The 14,366-nt window shown below is 59.9% G+C and carries 20 protein-coding genes; 15 read left to right on the forward strand and 5 right to left on the reverse strand.

Translation table 11 applies throughout. From position 1 onward, the window contains the following. The first annotated feature begins 93 nt into the window (after positions 1–93). The 11 genes from ffh (at position 94) to trmD (ending at position 6,930) form a co-directional block, all read left to right on the forward strand. Entirely contained in the window at positions 94–1,602 is a 1,509-nt protein-coding gene (gene ffh / locus ACR0C9_RS17490) for a signal recognition particle protein (protein WP_480781575.1), read from the forward strand. Then, positions 1,603–2,139, forward strand: coding sequence for a GNAT family N-acetyltransferase (locus ACR0C9_RS17495; protein ID WP_170454744.1), 537 nt, complete (start codon positions 1,603–1,605; stop codon positions 2,137–2,139). Beyond that, entirely contained in the window at positions 2,136–2,726 is a 591-nt protein-coding gene (locus ACR0C9_RS17500; protein WP_170454746.1) for a GNAT family N-acetyltransferase, read from the forward strand. Before ACR0C9_RS17495 ends, ACR0C9_RS17500 begins: the two co-directional genes overlap by 4 nt. Continuing rightward, a complete protein-coding gene (locus tag ACR0C9_RS17505; RefSeq protein ID WP_170454748.1) occupies positions 2,723–3,262 on the forward strand; it encodes a GNAT family N-acetyltransferase in 540 nt (179 codons plus the stop codon). The genes ACR0C9_RS17500 and ACR0C9_RS17505 overlap by 4 nt, the downstream gene beginning before the upstream one ends. After that, entirely contained in the window at positions 3,259–3,555 is a 297-nt protein-coding gene (locus tag ACR0C9_RS17510) for a chorismate mutase (protein ID WP_074737903.1), read from the forward strand. The genes ACR0C9_RS17505 and ACR0C9_RS17510 overlap by 4 nt, the downstream gene beginning before the upstream one ends. Positions 3,556–3,622: 67 nt before the next feature. Continuing rightward, a complete protein-coding gene (gene rpsP / locus ACR0C9_RS17515; RefSeq protein ID WP_170350323.1) occupies positions 3,623–4,012 on the forward strand; it encodes a 30S ribosomal protein S16 in 390 nt (129 codons plus the stop codon). Between the two features lie 12 nt (positions 4,013–4,024). Then, positions 4,025–4,660 (forward strand): 5,6-dimethylbenzimidazole synthase, encoded by a 636-nt coding sequence (gene bluB, locus ACR0C9_RS17520; RefSeq protein WP_480585281.1) that lies wholly within the window; start codon positions 4,025–4,027, stop codon positions 4,658–4,660. Between the two features lie 3 nt (positions 4,661–4,663). After that, positions 4,664–4,813 (forward strand): hypothetical protein, encoded by a 150-nt coding sequence (locus ACR0C9_RS17525; protein WP_170454753.1) that lies wholly within the window; start codon positions 4,664–4,666, stop codon positions 4,811–4,813. Then, complete coding sequence (gene rimM, locus ACR0C9_RS17530) at positions 4,806–5,309, forward strand: ribosome maturation factor RimM (protein ID WP_480585277.1); 504 nt, start codon at positions 4,806–4,808, stop codon at positions 5,307–5,309. The genes ACR0C9_RS17525 and rimM overlap by 8 nt, the downstream gene beginning before the upstream one ends. Next, a complete protein-coding gene (locus ACR0C9_RS17535) occupies positions 5,309–6,124 on the forward strand; it encodes a hypothetical protein (RefSeq protein ID WP_480781576.1) in 816 nt (271 codons plus the stop codon). Before rimM ends, ACR0C9_RS17535 begins: the two co-directional genes overlap by 1 nt. After that, on the forward strand, positions 6,121–6,930 hold the full coding sequence (gene trmD / locus ACR0C9_RS17540; protein ID WP_480781577.1) for a tRNA (guanosine(37)-N1)-methyltransferase TrmD: 810 nt from the start codon (positions 6,121–6,123) through the stop codon (positions 6,928–6,930). Before ACR0C9_RS17535 ends, trmD begins: the two co-directional genes overlap by 4 nt. A gap of 5 nt (positions 6,931–6,935) precedes the next feature. On the opposite strand, the gene ACR0C9_RS17545 is transcribed toward trmD, so the two are convergent. Then, on the reverse strand, positions 6,936–7,739 hold the full coding sequence (locus ACR0C9_RS17545; protein WP_480781578.1) for a glycoside hydrolase family 25 protein: 804 nt from the start codon (positions 7,737–7,739) through the stop codon (positions 6,936–6,938). A gap of 373 nt (positions 7,740–8,112) precedes the next feature. On the opposite strand from ACR0C9_RS17545, the gene rplS reads away from it, so the two are divergent. Both rplS and rpmE read left to right on the forward strand, forming a co-directional pair. After that, positions 8,113–8,496, forward strand: a complete 384-nt coding sequence (rplS, locus tag ACR0C9_RS17550) for a 50S ribosomal protein L19 (RefSeq protein WP_170328369.1) — start codon at positions 8,113–8,115, stop codon at positions 8,494–8,496. Between the two features lie 11 nt (positions 8,497–8,507). After that, positions 8,508–8,729 carry a 50S ribosomal protein L31 gene (gene rpmE / locus ACR0C9_RS17555; RefSeq protein WP_170454763.1) on the forward strand — a complete coding sequence of 74 codons (222 nt, stop codon included), beginning with the start codon at positions 8,508–8,510 and terminating at the stop codon, positions 8,727–8,729. A 72-nt stretch (positions 8,730–8,801) separates the two neighbouring features. On the opposite strand, the gene ACR0C9_RS17560 is transcribed toward rpmE, so the two are convergent. Both ACR0C9_RS17560 and ACR0C9_RS17565 read right to left on the reverse strand, forming a co-directional pair. Beyond that, entirely contained in the window at positions 8,802–9,173 is a 372-nt protein-coding gene (locus ACR0C9_RS17560; RefSeq protein WP_480781579.1) for a VOC family protein, read from the reverse strand. 95 nt (positions 9,174–9,268) lie between these two features. Next, the gene (locus ACR0C9_RS17565; protein ID WP_170624294.1) at positions 9,269–10,156 is read right to left on the reverse strand and encodes an AEC family transporter; all 888 of its coding nucleotides are present in this window, start codon (positions 10,154–10,156) and stop codon (positions 9,269–9,271) included. Positions 10,157–10,374: 218 nt separating this feature from the next. On the opposite strand from ACR0C9_RS17565, the gene ACR0C9_RS17570 reads away from it, so the two are divergent. Continuing rightward, complete coding sequence (locus tag ACR0C9_RS17570; RefSeq protein WP_170454769.1) at positions 10,375–11,184, forward strand: division plane positioning ATPase MipZ; 810 nt, start codon at positions 10,375–10,377, stop codon at positions 11,182–11,184. 16 nt (positions 11,185–11,200) lie between these two features. On the opposite strand, the gene ACR0C9_RS17575 is transcribed toward ACR0C9_RS17570, so the two are convergent. Continuing rightward, entirely contained in the window at positions 11,201–12,433 is a 1,233-nt protein-coding gene (locus ACR0C9_RS17575; RefSeq protein ID WP_480781580.1) for an adenylate/guanylate cyclase domain-containing protein, read from the reverse strand. Between the two features lie 60 nt (positions 12,434–12,493). Further along, the gene (locus ACR0C9_RS17580; RefSeq protein WP_480781581.1) at positions 12,494–12,946 is read right to left on the reverse strand and encodes a MarR family winged helix-turn-helix transcriptional regulator; all 453 of its coding nucleotides are present in this window, start codon (positions 12,944–12,946) and stop codon (positions 12,494–12,496) included. 57 nt (positions 12,947–13,003) lie between these two features. On the opposite strand from ACR0C9_RS17580, the gene hmgA reads away from it, so the two are divergent. Further along, positions 13,004–14,359 carry a homogentisate 1,2-dioxygenase gene (gene hmgA, locus ACR0C9_RS17585; protein ID WP_170624302.1) on the forward strand — a complete coding sequence of 452 codons (1,356 nt, stop codon included), beginning with the start codon at positions 13,004–13,006 and terminating at the stop codon, positions 14,357–14,359. The last annotated feature ends 7 nt before the right edge of the window (positions 14,360–14,366 follow it).

The raw sequence follows: 14,366 nt of genomic DNA on the forward strand, positions 1-14,366 counted from the left end.
CGTATAATTCTGTGGGAGGGGGCGTTTGTGCATTTAACCGGCGCATCCTATTTAGGACACGCCAAGAGACAACCGGCGAAGGAGGCCGAAGGCATGTTTGAAAATCTATCCGAACGCCTCTCTGGCGTCTTTGACCGGCTGACCAAACAGGGCGCCCTGTCCGAGGAAGACGTCAAGACCGCCCTGCGCGAGGTGCGCGTTGCGCTGCTTGAGGCTGACGTCTCGCTGCCGGTGGCCCGCGCCTTCGTCAAGAAGGTGCAGGAACAGGCGACCGGTCAGGCGGTGACTAAGTCGATCACCCCCGGCCAGCAGGTCGTCAAGATCGTGCATGACGCGCTGGTCGATACCCTGCGCGGCGAGGAAGACCCCGGCAAGCTCAAGATCGACAACCCGCCCGCCCCGATCCTGATGGTTGGTCTGCAGGGCTCGGGCAAGACCACCACCACCGGCAAGCTGGCAAAGCGCCTGAAAGAGAAAGAGGGCAAGAAGGTCCTGATGGCCTCGCTCGACGTCTATCGCCCGGCGGCGATGGATCAGCTGGCGGTGCTGGGCACGCAGGTTGGTGTGGATACGCTGCCGATCGTTCCCGGCCAGAAACCCGTCGATATCGCCAAACGGGCAAAGCAGCAGGCGACGCTTGGTGGGTATGACGTCTACATGCTCGACACCGCGGGCCGTCTGCATATCGACGAAGTCCTGATGGACGAGGTCGAGCAGGTGCGCAATGTGGTCGACCCGCGTGAGACTCTGCTGGTGGTCGACGGCCTGACCGGTCAGGTCGCCGTCGAGGTTGCCGAGGAGTTCGACGCCAAGGTCGGTATCTCGGGCGTGGTCCTGACCCGGATGGACGGTGACGGGCGCGGTGGTGCGGCGCTGTCGATGCGCGCGGTCACTGGCAAGCCGATCCGCTTTGTCGGTCTGGGCGAGAAGATGGACGCGCTGGAGACCTTCGAGCCGGACCGGATCGCCGGACGTATTCTGGGCATGGGCGACATCGTGGCCCTGGTCGAAAGGGCCCAGGAAACGATGGAGATGGAACAGACCGAGCGCATGATGAAGCGCATGGTCAAGGGTCAGTTCAACATGAACGACCTGAAGATGCAGCTGGAACAGATGATCCAGATGGGCGGCATGCAGGGCATGATGGGCATGATGCCGGGCATGGGCAAAATGGCGAAACAGATGGATCAGGCCGGTCTGGACGACAAGATCCTGCGCCAGCAGATCGCGATGATCCAGTCGATGACCAAACGCGAACGCGCCAACCCTCAGCTGCTGCAAGCCAGCCGTAAGAAACGGATTGCAGCGGGTTCGGGGATGGAGGTCAGCGACCTCAACAAACTGCTCAAGATGCACCGGCAGATGTCGGACATGATGAAGAAAATGGGCAAGATGGGCAAAGGCAAGATGCTGAAACAGGCCATGAAGGGCATGTTCGGCAAAGGCGGCCCCTCGCCCGAGGATATGGCCGCAGGTATGGACCCCAAGGCGCTGGAACAAGCGGCCAAGGCGATGGGCGGCAAGATGCCCGGGGGCCTGCCCGGCATGGGCGGCGGCATGGGCCTGCCTTCGGGTCTGAGTGGGTTCGGGAAGAAAAAGTAAGTGACCCTCGCGCCCACCATATCCACTGCGCGCCTGACATTGCGCCACCACCGGCTTGAGGATTTCGAGCCGATGGCCGCGCTGTTTGCGACGGATTGGGCGAAGTACATGGATGGCCCGTACTCGGCCCAGAACCTGTGGTCGATGCTGGGCTCGGACGTGGCCAGTTGGCAGTTTCTCGGGTTTGGCGCGTGGGCGGTCGATCTGACGGAAACCGGTGAATTCATTGGGCAGGTCGGGATCAACAAACCTCCGAAATTCCCGGAAACCGAAATCGGCTGGTGTATCTTCCCCGAATTTGAAGGCAAGGGCTATGCATTCGAAGCAGCCTGTGCCGCGCGTGACTGGGCGTTTCAGAATACCGGACTGACGTCTTTGGTCAGCTATATCGATGCGCCGAACACCCGTTCAATTGCGCTGGCCAAACGGCTTGGGGCACGTGAAGACCCAAGCGCAGCGCGCCCGGACCCCGAGGATGTCGTCTATCGTCACCCTCACCCGGATGAGCGGCAAATCGGATCGGAGGCCTACGCATGACCTTCCGGTTCGAAGTTGCGCCAAATGTTCAAGGGGCTGAACTGGCGGCTCGCGTGGCGGGCGCGATTCCGACGCTCGAAACCGAGCGTCTGGTTCTGCGCGCGCCACAATTGTCGGATTTCGACACCTATGCCCGGATCGTGGCCAGCCCGCGCGCGCGGTACCTGACAGTCATGTCGCGCGAGGATGCGTGGTATGATTTCGCTCAGATGGTCGCCATCTGGTCGCTGCGTGGCCATGGCCTTTGGTCGGTTGAAGCGAAGGCAGGCGGTCAACTGCTGGGCTTTGTCGTTCTCGGCTTCGAGCCGGAAGACCCAGAGCCAGAGCTTGGTTTCATCTTCACCGAGGAAGGCGAGGGCCACGGCTATGCGTTTGAGGCTGCAAGCGCCGCGCGTGGCTTTGCGTTTGAGCAACTCGGCTGGGACACTTTGGCAAGCTTTATCGTCAAAGGGAATGAACGCTCTCAACGTCTGGCAGACCGGCTTGGCGCTTTTGTGGAACGCGAGATCGTTGAAGCGGACGGTGTGACCTTGGTGTATCGCCACCTCGCCACCGATGGCGACGGCGGGATGGAGGCCTACGCATGACCTCATTCACCATCCCCACCGTTGAGACAGACCGCCTGATCCTGCGCGCGCCGCATCTGGATGATCTGCCTGCGATGACCGCGTTCTTCGCGACCGAGCGCAGCCATATGGTCGGCGGGCCGAAGGATGAGATGGGCAGCTGGGATTCGCTGGTGAAACGCCTTGGACACTGGGCGCTGAAAGGCTTTGGCCTGTGGCACCTGACCGAGCAGACCAGCGGCGCATTTGTTGGATGGGCCGGTATGATCGACGTACCCGGCTGGGCCGAACCCGAGCTGGGCTGGACCCTGATGGCCGAGGCCGAGGGCAAGGGTTTGGCATTTGAAGCCGCAGCGGCTGCGCGCGATTACGCGGCGCGGCATCAAGGGTTGAACGGCGTGATCAGCTATATCGCCCATGCCAATGACCGCTCGCGCGCGCTGGCCGAACGGCTTGGTGCGACGCTGGAGATTGAAAACGCCGAGCTATTGGGCAAGCGCGCCCAGATCTGGCGCCACCCGCAGATTGACTTGACCACCGAAAGGACCGGCCAATGACCAACCCCGTGACACAGGCTGCCACGCTGTTGAAAGAGCATCGCGAAAGCATCGACAGGCTGGACGCGATCCTTGTCTACACGCTGGGCGAGCGGTTCAAGCACACGCAGGCCGTTGGCAAGCTCAAGGCCGCACACGACCTTCCCCCGTCCGATCCCTCGCGCGAGGCAGCGCAGATCGCACGGCTCGAAGACCTGGCGAAAGAGGCCGATCTGGACCCCGACTTCGCCAAGGCTTTTCTGAATTTCATCATTCAGGAAGTCATCCGACACCATAAGAAACATCAAAACTAACCGGCATCTGCGCCGGCTCAACAAAAGACACGCCTTCGGCGTGATGCCATTCAAAGGAGATACCACCATGGCAATGAAAATTCGTCTCGCCCGCGGCGGCTCGAAAAAGCGTCCCTTCTACCGCATCGTGGCTGCTGACAGCCGTATGCCCCGCGACGGCCGTTTCATCGAGAAACTGGGCACCTACAACCCGTTGCTGCCGAAAGACAGCGAAGAGCGCGTGAAAATGAACATGGAGCGCATCCAGTACTGGCTGGATCAGGGCGCACAGCCCACCGACCGTATCGCACGTATGCTGGAAGCAGCCGGCACCCGCGACAAGGCCGAGCGCAACAACCCCAACAAGGGTACCCCGGGCAAGAAAGCTCAGGAACGCGCCGAAGAAAAAGCGGCCAAGGCTGCTGAAGCTGCCGAAGCGGCTGCTGCACCTGCTGAAGAAGCGGCTGCAGAAGAATAAGCAGGCGGGCTCGTGCGGGATCAGACTTTCACCGATGATTTTCGCACGCAGTTCGATCTGTTGATGCGGCTCCGGCGCGATGTGCGCCGGTTCCGCACCGACGCGGTTGACGAGGCAGTGCTGACGCGCTGCCTCGACGCGTTTCGTCTGGCCCCCTCGGTGGGGCTGAGCGAACCCTGGCGCGTGATCCGCGTCGAAAGTGAGGCCGCGCGCAATGCGGCGCTTGAGAATTTCCAAACTGCCAACGCGCAGGCGCTGGATGGATATTCGGGCGAAAAAGCACAACTTTATAGCCAGTTGAAACTGTCGGGCATGCAAGAGGCCCCGGTTCAGCTGGCCGTTTTCTGCGACGATTCAACGGATAAGGGGCTTGGGCTGGGTGCCGGTTCGATGCCCGAGATGCGGCGTTATTCCGTCGTGTCTGCCGTCACTCTGTTCTGGCTGGCCTTGCGGGCCGAGGGGCTGGGGCTGGGCTGGGTCTCGATCCTTGATCCCGACCGGATGGCGCGCGATCTGGACGTGCCCGAAGATTGGCGTCTGATCGGCTATTTCTGTGTCGGCTGGCCGGAAGAATTGTCCGACACGCCAGAGCTGGAACGTGTGGGTTGGGAAAGTCGCAACGACGCGCTTCCCATCGAGGTACGATAAGCAATGTTCGGTCTGTTACGCCTTCCCATCCTGCTACTGATCGCCTTTATTGTCGGCGTGTTCTTTGAACGCAGCAATCAACGCGAGGCCTGCGACGGGCTTGGGCAGTGGAAGAACGGGCTATGTGTAACGACGGGTGTGACCAATGAGTGACCTGATCTGCGTCGGCAGCATTGCAGGATCATACGGCGTGCGCGGCGAAGTGCGGCTGAAAAGCTATTGCGCCGAGCCTGCGGATATCGAGGCTTACGCGCCCCTGACCGACGAATCTGGCAAGGACCGCTACCCACTGGTCCTGACCCGCACCATCAAGAACGGCTTTGCCGCCCGTTTGGGTGGCGTCGAGACCAAGGAACAGGCTGACGATTTGAAGGGCCTGCGCCTATTCGCGCGGCGCGACCAGTTGCCCTCGCTTCCGGATGACGAGTTTTACCATGCCGACCTGATCGGGCTTGAGGTATATGACACTGGCGGCACATTGTTGGGGCGGGTGAAATCCGTTCAGAACCACGGTGCTGCGGATCTGCTGGAACTGCACGGTCCGGGCCTGAAATCCACCGTTCTGCTGCCGTTCACGCTTGAAGCTGTGCCAACGGTTGATCTGGACAAAGGCCGCATCGTCGCGGACCCGCCCGAAGGTCTGATCTGATGCGGCGCGTCCTGCTGCATCTTGGCTTGCACAAGACCGGCACCACCGCCGCGCAATCCTTTCTTTACGAAAACCGCTCGCTGATCTGGCCGCACTATTCGCTGCTGCTGCCCTATAAGACACGCAAATCTGGCTTGGCGGCGGCGGCCACGCGGCATTCGGTCTATCGGCTGGACGATACGCTGGCCACGTTCGGCAACCAGTTGAACGCATTTCTGGGCGACATCGATTTCGGAACGCGACGCGGCCTTGTGCTGAGCGACGAAAACTTTGCCGGTCTGCGCCCCAGCAGAAACAGCGCCGAAGGATATGCGGCCACGCCCGAACTTGCGGCCACATTGGTCAGCGCAATTCGCCGCCGGTTGGTGGGGGACAAGGTGGACATCACCGTTTACCTGTCCCTACGCGAAAGAACCGGATGGCTGCGCAGTCTTTGGGCGCATGACCTGCAACGCAGGCGTCTTGTTCAGGATTTCGATGAGTTTTGCAGGTCCCTCGATCACCTTCCCGGGTTGCCAACCGTCGCAGACAGAATTCACGAGCGACTGCCAGAGGTGACCGTTCAGACGCGGTGGCTGGAAGACCTGCAGGACACCCGGTTCGGTCCCGGCACGCCCTTTGCAGACTTTCTGAACCTGCCTCATGACAAGACGTCAAAGCTGGTGCCGCCCACAAAATCCAACGCGGGCCTGCCCCATGACGTGTTGTCCGAATTGCTGACGCTAAACCGATCCCCGCTGGACGACACCGCGCTGATCGCGCAGAAGAAGGCCCTTATTCGCAGCGCACGGACCGCATTGGCTGGCCAGACATGACCGACACACCCAAGAAATCCCACGGCCGCAAGGCCATCCGCCCGACATTGAAACCGCGAGAGCTGATGACGCCCACGCCGGATCTGCACGGCGTATGGAAGGCCAAGATCATCACGCTGTTCCCCTCAGCCTTTCCCGGCGTACTGGGCGAAAGCCTGACCGGGAAAGCCCTGCAAGAAGGGTTGTGGCAGCTGGAAACCGTGGATTTGCGCCAGTTCGGCATTGGCAAGCATCGCAATGTCGATGACACACCTGCGGGCGGTGGCGCGGGCATGGTCCTGCGCGCCGACGTGCTGGGCCCGGCAATCGAGCACACGATGTCAGGCATTCGCGGCAACTGGCCGCTGATCTATCTCAGCCCACGTGGGCGTCGAATGGATCAGCGCATGATGCAGACCTTCGCGCGCTGCGACGGAATGACCCTGCTGTGCGGCCGATTCGAGGGCGTGGATGAGCGTGTGTTAGAGCATTACGGCGTTCAGGAAGTGTCTCTGGGCGATTTCGTGATGACCGGTGGTGAGATTGCCGCGCAGGCCCTGATCGACGCCACCGTGCGCCTGATCCCCGGCGTTCTGGGCAATCAGGCCTCGACGGAAGAGGAAAGCTTTTCCTCCGGCCTGTTGGAGCATCCGCAATACACCCGTCCGTCGGACTGGAATGGCCGTCCGATCCCTGACGTTCTGATGTCCGGCCATCACGGTCGCATCGCGGACTGGCGGCATCAGATGGCGGAACAGATCACCCGCGAAAGACGCCCGGATATCTGGCAGGAATATCTGGGTTCGCAGGACAAAGATCGCAGTTAAATTTCTTAAGGCGTCGCGGTTTTCCACAGCGCCCAGGTCTCGGGCGTTCCGTGAAAGACGTTGATGTCGACCCGGCCCTGAACGCCGGGCACCAGACCCGTGCCCGTATACTGCCAGAAACGCCAGACCGAGCGCGGATAGACCTTGCTGGGATGCCCGGCGACGGATCTTAACCAGAACTCGGTCTTTGGCAGGCGGCCGATATTGGTGTCGTCGTAGAAATCGACGGTCGTATAGACGATGGGTCTGCGGCCATAGTGTCGTTCGAGGATATCCAGAAAGCGCTGTGCCTCGGCCCGAACGGTCGCGCCATCGGGGCGCAGGGTGCAGGTTCTGGAATGCGGCGTCCATTCCATGTCCAGCACATGCGGCAGGTCCGCGCCTTTGGGTACGTTTTCGATAAACCAGCGCGCCTGTTCCCGCGCAGAACGGCAGAAGTAGTAATAGTGATACGCCCCCCACGGCACACCCGCCGCCTGCGCGCCGCGCCGGTGGTCATCGAACATTGGGTCGAAAACATCACCACCCTCGGTTGCCTTCATGAAAACAAAGCTGACACCCGACGCCTTGGCCTGCCTCCAGTCGATAGGACCTTGCCAGCGCGAGACGTCCAGCCCGTGCACCGGATACAGCCCGGGATGCCGCCCTTCCCAGTCATGGGGATCGGCGTCGCCGAAATCCGGGTAAATCACCGATGGGGCCGTTCGATCCACGCCCGGCGTTGGCTCGACCAACTGCGGGGGCGGCCCTTGCCGCCCGCACGACATCAACGCAACGCCCAATAGTGCCAATAAGACGGAAACCCGCATAGCCCTGTCCTGATTTTGTTAAATCTGCTCTTTCAATTGACTTCAGAATGCCCGAACCGTGGGCCAAGGCAACGGCGCAGTTGCAAAGTGGCGAATTCTCACCGGTGACGCCTGCAATTTAGGCTTGATCCCTGCCCCCAAACCCCCTAAAGCAGCGCAATCCGGTGCCGCGAACAGCGACTCCGGTGTTTTGGTTTGCATCCTGACGTGACGCCCGGCTTTCTTCAGCCCCGGCGCGACAGGGCGGACCGGACCAAAGGAACATTCGATCTGACCTCTGGCGGGCTGCACAGCAGGACCCGGTGAAGACCAAGAGCTCTCAGGCCGTGCCCAAACTTCGTGGACCAACCACGAGCAGATAGGAGTAACTGCGATGGACCTGATCGCACAGCTTGAGGCGGAACAGATTGCCGCCCTGGGGAAAGACATCCCCGATTTCAAAGCCGGAGACACCATCCGTGTCGGCTTTAAAGTGACCGAAGGGTCGCGTACCCGTGTGCAGAACTACGAAGGCGTCTGCATCGCGCGCAAAGGTGGCAGCGGCATCGCCGGTTCGTTCACCGTTCGCAAAATCTCGTTTGGCGAAGGCGTGGAGCGTGTGTTCCCGCTGCACTCGACCAACATCGACAGCATCACCGTTGTCCGCCGTGGCCGCGTCCGTCGCGCCAAACTGTACTACCTGCGCTCGCGCCGTGGTAAATCCGCGCGTATCGCAGAGGTTACCAACTACAAGCCCAAGGCTGGCGCCGAGGCGTAAGGAGCGGAAAGATGAAAAAAGACATCCATCCCGATTATCACGTCATCAACGTCAAAATGACCGATGGCACCGTGGTTCAGATGAAATCCACCTGGGGCGCCGAAGGCGACCAGCTGGCTCTGGAAATCGACCCTTCTTCGCACCCCGCATGGACCGGCGGTTCGTCGCGCCTGATGGACACCGGTGGCCGCGTGTCGAAGTTCAAGAAGAAATACGAAGGCCTGGGCTTCTAAGCTATACCTTTACCGAATGCGAAAGGCCGCCCGTTTGGGGCGGCCTTTTTTTGTTTGCGGTGCTTCAAGTCTTTACCCAAAGACATAGAAACATAGTTTGTTGCCATCAGGATCACGCACATAGGCCCCATAGAAGCGATCCGGCACGCGCTGGCCCGGTTCACCCTCATCCGTTGCACCCAGGCTGATTGCCTTTTCATACATGATTGAGACTGCCTCTTTGTTGTCCGCCGGAAAGGATACCATGTTGCCATTACCCGAGGCGCACTCATTACCATCATAAGGCTCGCACACGGCAAGCATCGGTGCAGTGGGATCGTTGCCGATAAAAGCGATGCGGCCCGCATCGATCAGGACTTGCGCGTCTTTGTCTGCAAACAGCGACGTGTAGAACTGCTTGGCGTTGTCCAGGTTGGAAACACCGATGGTGACGTATCCGATCATATGCGGAACCCTTTTGTGTTTGATGGGGAATCTCCGGGTCATCGTCTGCCAGGTGACCGGGGTATACAAGTCACGAAACCGACAACAGCCGGAGCTTACAGCCAATAGGACAAGGCAAGCGGCAGAACAAAAATAGTCGCCAAGGTCGACACCAGAATGAATCCCGCCACATCCGGTCCGTATTCAGGCACATGCTGGTCAATGAACAGATAGGTCGCCACGGATGACGGCATCAGGCAGCACAGGATCAACGCTCCGCGTTCGGCTCCGGTGAAGCCGAACAGCCAGACCAACGCGCTGGCGATGCCCACGGCCATCACAAGATGCAGACCGGTCAGCAGAACCGCGCGCCCAAGGCTGGTGATCCGCAGGGTTGCCAGCGTGTGACCCAATGTCAGCAGCATCAGCGGGATCGACAGGCCGCCCAGAATATCAAAGGACTTTGCAACCGGCTGCGGCAGGCTGATCCCTGTTGCCATCAGTATCAGCGATGCCGCAACGGCGTAGATAATCGGCGACGTCGCGAGTTTCCTGGGCGAGAATTCTCCGGCAGGGATCCACATGCCGAAGGTGAAGATGCTGATCAGCACCACAACGACGAAAGCCATCGTGTAGGCCATGCCTGCATCCCCCAGCGCCAGCAGAGTGATCGGCAGACCGATATTGCCCACATTCCCGTGCATCAACGGCGTCAGGAATGCCCGCACCGGCAGGCGCAACGCCCTGAGCGCGACAAACCCCAGAACACCAAACCCCGCTACGGCCAGCGCGGCGGCGCTCATCATGTCCAGAAACGTCCCCACATCCAGCTTGGTGCCCGTCAGGTGCGAGATGATCAGCGTCGGGTACCCAACCTTCGAGACGATCCCGCCGATCACCTTGTTGTCAAACGGGGCCTTCGTCAGTGCCAGCCCATAGCCGATCCCGGCGCAAATCAGCACAGGCAAAACCACGTTGAAAACGTTCAGAAACAGGTGCTCCAACCCGCGCTCCTCTTGCCCGGCCTCTAAACAGACAGTGAATCGGGCCGGCGTGTTTGGCAAGCAATCCGATCTAACCCGCGAACAGATCAGAGTTTTCCAAATTAGAGCCTGATAAAGGCCCAAACCACGGCCTGAGGTTCTTTTCTTCCCAGCAGACACAACATATAGTGGCTCTAAACAACGTGTGGACAAACACGGCAAGACTTGGGACGACAAGCATGGCACATATAATCGTTGTCGGAAACGAAAAGGGCGGCGCAGGCAAATCGACCGTGTCGATGCATGTTGCAACGGCGCTGGCACGGCTGGGGCACAAGGTCAGCACATTGGACCTGGACCTTCGCCAGCGCAGCCTTGGCCGCTATTTCGAGAACCGCGGAAACTTTCTGAACGGTGCCGAATTCGCGCTGCCAAGCCCGCGCCATCATGACCTGCCCGAGATCGACGCCAGTACGCTGAAGCCCGGTGAGAATATCTATGACCACCGCCTGTCTGCCGCCGTGGCTGAACTGGAAAGCGACAGCGATTTCATCCTGATCGACTGCCCCGGCTCGCACACCCGCCTCAGCCAGGTAGCGCATTCGCTGGCCGATACGCTGATCACGCCGCTGAACGACAGTTTTATCGACTTCGACCTGCTGGCGCGGATCGATTCAAAGGGTGAGAAAATCCTTGGCCCGTCGGTCTATTCCGAGATGGTCTGGAACGCGCGACAATTGCGGGCGCAGGCCGGACTGAAGCCCATCGACTGGGTGGTCGTGCGCAACCGGGTCGGCACCCAGCGCATGGTCAACAAGGAAAAGATGCAGCGCGCGATCGAAATGCTGTCGCAGCGCATCGGCTTCCGTGTCGCCTCGGGCTTTTCCGAACGGGTTATCTTTCGCGAGTTGTTTCCGCGCGGCCTGACGCTGCTGGACCTCAAGGATATCGGGGTGAAACAGCTGAACATCTCGAACATCGCGGCCCGGCAGGAATTGCGCGACATGATGCGCGAATTGAACCTGCCCGGCGTTGAAATCGATTTCTAAAATCGGCGCTTAAGCCTCAATCGACCGGACCGTACACCGTGAACAGCTCTTTCGGTTCGTTCACGCCCCGCAGCATGTAGCGCCCGACCGAGATCAGTTCCTGTTGGCAGGACCCCGCCGCGCGGGCGACATCGTCCGAGATCAGGATCCGCTGCCCCAGCGACCTGTGCATTCCGGCGATACGCGCCGCCTGATTGACGGCCGGGCCGATCACCGTAAAATCCAAACGGGATTCCGAGCCGATATTGCCATAGAGAATCTCTCCGGAATGCAACGCCAGTGTGTAATTCGCCACGGGCAACCCTTCCTCGGCACGGCGCGCCTTCAAATCATCCATCCGCTTTTGCAACAAAGGCACGGCTGACAGCGCCGCACGGGCGTCCTCGTCAATCTCGCCGACATCGAACATCGCCATCAGCCCGTCACCCATGAACTTCAGAATATTGCCCCCGCAGTCATGCACAACACTGACGGCCACGGCCAGATAGTCGTTCAGCATGTCGATAATCTCGGTCCCTGGCAGGTCCTCGGACAAGGTGGTGAAGCCTTCAAGGTCAAAGTTCCAGATTACCGCATCGATCTGCTGCAAGGACCCGCGCCGGATTTCGCCCGACAAGACCCGCTGACCCGCGTCGCGTCCCAGATAGACACGCAGCAGGTCCCGCGACATCATTTGATTTCTGGCGGATTTCAGCGCCAGACCCAGATGCGGCAATATCGCGTGAAGATGTTCGATATCCCTGTCTTCGAACCCGGTTGGTGCGTCACTGGTCCAGGACATCAACACGCCATCACTGACCTTCTGCGCCCCGGTGTTCCGCATCTCGGTCTTTTCAAAGGGAATGCCGGTTGCGTAGTAGTCGGTCGCCCCCTCTTCCCGCAGGTCATTCAGTAACGGGAAGCGGCTGGGTTCGTTCTGATCGACCAGCCGAACGCGGATGTCCTCGATATCCTCTTCCAGCAGGGCGTATAAGGGGCTGCGCAGCCATTCTTCGCTGGGGGTATCCGAGTTCTCGAACTTCTCGGATGTGCCGCCCTTGGCGCGATACCAGCTATACCCCATTCCGCCATAGACGGGGTGCAGTGTCGACTGGGCCGCATGAAAGCGCATCAGGGGCAGGCCCTGATCGATCAACCCGTTGCAAAACCCTTCAAGCAGTTCTTCCTGTCCGGCCCCTTCAAGGCCCTTAGTGACAAGCCAATCGATCAATTCGTATGTCGCTGGCGACAGGCGTTCAGAAATGGTCATATGAAAATCCGTGTTAGCTCTGTGCCACAGATGGGGTCGGTCATGCGATAGTACCAGAGGTCAATCCATTCCGGCCAGCCGCTTGAGCATTTTCCGCAACAAGGCCGTCTCGGCCGCATCGAAGGGGCCGGCCAGCCTGGCATCGTATTCCCGGGCAATCCCGCTGAGTTCGCGATATACCGTTTCGCCCATCGGCGTCAGCGTCAGCCATTCCACGCGCCTGTCCTGTTCATCCCGCGTCCGTTTCAGATAACGCCGGGCTTCCAGTTTCCCAACGGCGCGGCTGATCTTGGTTTTATGCAGCTTGGCGCGATCCGCGATGTCCTTGGCGGTCAAAGTGCCAAACATTCCCAAGTGAAACAGAACCCGCCATTCAGTGCGCAGCATCCCATACCGACCCTTGTAGATCTTCTGAAAATCCAACGAGGCCTCTTCGGCCGCCTGATTCAACAGGAAAGGCAGGAAATTCTGCAGATCAAAGGCATCTTTTTTGTTGAAATCATCGTTTGTCATTCTTGTTAGTTACAAAATCAACTATTATCCGACAAGCAGCAAACGGAGGAGCACGCGATGAATCGTCCGACTGATCCACACCGCCTGACCCAGGCCAGCACGCCGGTTGGCACCCATTCGGGCTATATGCCCGGCTTTGGAAACGACTTTGAGACCGAGGCGCTACCCGACGCGCTGCCCCAGGGCATGAACAGCCCGCAGCGCTGCAATTATGGCCTTTATGGCGAGCAGCTCAGCGGCACCGCCTTCACCGCCAACCCGCCCGAGCGAACGTGGTGTTACCGCATTCGCCCCTCGGTCAAACACTCGCACCGGTATGAGAAGATTGACCTGCCGTACTGGAAATCGGCCCCCTGCATCGATCCTGATGTGATCAGCCTGGGCCAGTACCGCTGGGACCCGGTTCCGCATTCTGAACAGGGCCTGACCTGGTTGACCGGGATGCACACGATGACCACCGCCGGGGACGTGAACACTCAGGTCGGCATGGCCAGCCATATCTATCTGGTGACCGAGTCGATGGTGGATGAATATTTCTTCTCGGCTGATTCCGAGCTTTTGGTGGTGCCGCAGGAAGGCCGCCTGCGCTTTGCGACCGAATTGGGGATCATCGATCTGGAGCCCAAGGAAATCGCCATCCTGCCGCGCGGCCTGCTGTACCGGGTCGAGGTTCTGGAGGGCCCGGCACGCGGCTTTGTGTGCGAAAACTATGGGCAAAAGTTCGAACTACCGGGGCGCGGGCCAATCGGGGCCAACTGCATGGCCAATCCGCGCGACTTCAAAGCTCCGGTCGCTGCGTTTGAGGATCGTGAAACACCCTCGACCGTGACCATCAAATGGTGCGGGCAGTTCCATACAACTAAGATCGGCCACAGCCCGCTGGACGTGGTCGCGTGGCATGGCAATTACGCGCCCTACAAATACGATCTGCGTACCTACTGCCCGGTTGGTGCCATCCTGTTTGACCACCCGGACCCTTCGATCTTTACCATCCTGACTGCGCCATCAGGCCAGCCCGGTACGGCCAATATCGACTTTGTCCTGTTCCGCGAACGCTGGATGGTGGCCGAAGATACGTTTCGCCCGCCCTGGTACCACAAGAACATCATGTCAGAGCTTATGGGCAACATCTACGGCCAGTACGACGCCAAACCACAGGGCTTCGTCCCCGGCGGGATGAGCCTGCACAACATGATGATCCCGCACGGACCGGATCGCGAGGCATTCGACAAAGCCTCGAACGCCAATCTGGGGCCGGACAAGCTGGATCACACCATGTCCTTCATGTTCGAAACACGCTTCCCGCAGCATCTGACCGAGTTTGCAGCCAAAGAGGCCCCATTGCAGGATGATTACATCGACTGCTGGACCTCGCTGGAAAAGAAATTCGACGGAACGCCGGGCAAGAAGTAACCCGGTT

The organism is Ruegeria sp. C12 (genome assembly GCF_056537745.1).

Excerpts from the sequence above, each read along its gene's own strand:
- ffh (WP_480781575.1), top strand. The coding sequence starts at position 94 with ATGTTTGAAAATCTATCCGAACGCCTCTCTGGCGTCTTTGACCGGCTG.
- ACR0C9_RS17500 (WP_170454746.1), top strand. The coding sequence starts at position 2,136 with ATGACCTTCCGGTTCGAAGTTGCGCCAAATGTTCAAGGGGCTGAACTG.
- ACR0C9_RS17505 (WP_170454748.1), top strand. The coding sequence starts at position 2,723 with ATGACCTCATTCACCATCCCCACCGTTGAGACAGACCGCCTGATCCTG.
- ACR0C9_RS17510 (WP_074737903.1), top strand. The coding sequence starts at position 3,259 with ATGACCAACCCCGTGACACAGGCTGCCACGCTGTTGAAAGAGCATCGC.
- rpsP (WP_170350323.1), top strand. The coding sequence starts at position 3,623 with ATGGCAATGAAAATTCGTCTCGCCCGCGGCGGCTCGAAAAAGCGTCCC.
- ACR0C9_RS17525 (WP_170454753.1), top strand. The coding sequence starts at position 4,664 with ATGTTCGGTCTGTTACGCCTTCCCATCCTGCTACTGATCGCCTTTATT.
- rimM (WP_480585277.1), top strand. The coding sequence starts at position 4,806 with ATGAGTGACCTGATCTGCGTCGGCAGCATTGCAGGATCATACGGCGTG.
- ACR0C9_RS17535 (WP_480781576.1), top strand. The coding sequence starts at position 5,309 with ATGCGGCGCGTCCTGCTGCATCTTGGCTTGCACAAGACCGGCACCACC.
- trmD (WP_480781577.1), top strand. The coding sequence starts at position 6,121 with ATGACCGACACACCCAAGAAATCCCACGGCCGCAAGGCCATCCGCCCG.
- ACR0C9_RS17545 (WP_480781578.1), bottom strand. The coding sequence starts at position 7,739 with ATGCGGGTTTCCGTCTTATTGGCACTATTGGGCGTTGCGTTGATGTCG.
- rplS (WP_170328369.1), top strand. The coding sequence starts at position 8,113 with ATGGACCTGATCGCACAGCTTGAGGCGGAACAGATTGCCGCCCTGGGG.
- rpmE (WP_170454763.1), top strand. The coding sequence starts at position 8,508 with ATGAAAAAAGACATCCATCCCGATTATCACGTCATCAACGTCAAAATG.
- ACR0C9_RS17560 (WP_480781579.1), bottom strand. The coding sequence starts at position 9,173 with ATGATCGGATACGTCACCATCGGTGTTTCCAACCTGGACAACGCCAAG.
- ACR0C9_RS17570 (WP_170454769.1), top strand. The coding sequence starts at position 10,375 with ATGGCACATATAATCGTTGTCGGAAACGAAAAGGGCGGCGCAGGCAAA.
- ACR0C9_RS17575 (WP_480781580.1), bottom strand. The coding sequence starts at position 12,433 with ATGACCATTTCTGAACGCCTGTCGCCAGCGACATACGAATTGATCGAT.
- ACR0C9_RS17580 (WP_480781581.1), bottom strand. The coding sequence starts at position 12,946 with ATGACAAACGATGATTTCAACAAAAAAGATGCCTTTGATCTGCAGAAT.
- hmgA (WP_170624302.1), top strand. The coding sequence starts at position 13,004 with ATGAATCGTCCGACTGATCCACACCGCCTGACCCAGGCCAGCACGCCG.